Source organism: Rhodanobacter sp. FW106-PBR-R2A-1-15, assembly GCF_058789735.1.
The window spans coordinates 1-1,411 of sequence record NZ_JBYTEM010000062.1; the positions used below are offsets into that span (position 1 = coordinate 1).

At 66.7% G+C, this 1,411-nt stretch carries 1 protein-coding gene; it reads right to left on the reverse strand.

What is annotated here, in order from left to right:
* Positions 1-1,332 (reverse strand): IS4 family transposase (locus AC3WTD_RS18490; RefSeq protein ID WP_492614657.1); only part of this gene is annotated, 1,332 nt, incomplete at its 3' end.
* Positions 1,333-1,411: the final 79 nt, after the last annotated feature.

Here is a 1,411-nt window from a genome sequence, read left to right on the forward strand (position 1 = left end):
GCCGTAATGCCAGTCAGTTAAGCTGACTGGCGTTTTCGTGGGGTACTTGTGGGGTCGCCGTTTGACTTCACGGGGGCAAGATCGTCGTCGTCGCGGCGGCAACAGGTAGACGCGGGCTTGTTGTCGGAGCCGGGCCAGCCGTTTGGGAAAGGCGCCGGGGGTTTCCAGCGGGGCATGGCGCAGCTCCGCGACGATGGCGCGCGTGAAGCCCTGGAAGCTGAGCCGGGCCGGCGGCACGCCCAGTGCGTCGGCAGTTTGGTGCATCTCCCAGCGCAGCAGGTTGTAGGCAATCAGCAGGCCCCAGATTTCCTGTCGCACCAGTTCCGGCCGCTTGCTGCGCAAGACGGTGTCGTTGGCTTGCATGCCCTGCTTGATATCCCGGAAGCCCAGTTCGATCTCCCAGCGTTCGCGATAGCACGTGGCCACCTGCTCGGCCGGATAGCGGGCCGGATCGGCCAGTGAGGTCAGATAGCGCCGGCCGGACGAGCAGACGATCAACCGGGCTTCCCAGAATGCCGGCAGCTCCGGATGCTGGCGGCGCGCCTGCGGCGAGACCGGCAGGCGCACCCACGCATCGCCTTCCCCGAGCGGGTGGAGCACCTCGTAACGTAACGAGGACTTGGCCCGCATCAACCAGTGCCGCTGCTTTCCCGCGCGCTGCCACGCCAGCAGGAAGGCGGCCGAGTAGTAGGCGCGATCGAAGATCGTCAGCGACTCATCGGGGGCCGCGGCCATCAGGTCCTGGGCATAGCTGAGCTCGCCGGTGGTGTACGCCCCGAAAGCGGCGGCCCGGATCAGGTGCGTATGGACCTCCATCAGGCACACGGCGCGCACCTGCGGCCAACTCCCGTCGCCATGCTGCGAGCGCCCGCCACCGAAGACCTCGCGATGCCCGGCGGTATCGGGCGTCGACCACACCACGCCATCGACCGCCAACAGGCGAAGTCCCTGGAAGCGGCCGGCGGCCGGCAGCGGCGTGGTGCACCACGCACGGCTGATCTGGTCGAACAAGTGCGCCAGTGGTGCTTCGCCCAGGCGCTGCCGCCCTTGGGCAGCCGCACTCGGTACGGGCACGACTTGCGCCTCAGTACCCAACGCCAAGCCCAACTGACGCACGATGTGCCAGATCGGTTCGTTGCGAAACAGCGCCAGCCCGATGACCAGCCAGATCAGTCGCTCGGCGGGCAGGCGACGACGGCGCAGGGACGCGGTACCGGTCGCTTGCAGGGCCTGCTCGATCCAGGCGGCCGGAATGAGCTGACTGAAGCGATCGAACGCATCCGCCGACAGCTCGCCTACCGCATCGAGTTGGGCTTGCAGAGTGGTGGTCAAAGCAAGAGGCTCATGGAAAACCATGAGCCTCTTGGGTCGTTCCCGTCGCGTCAATACCTTAACTGACTGGCATTAGGCC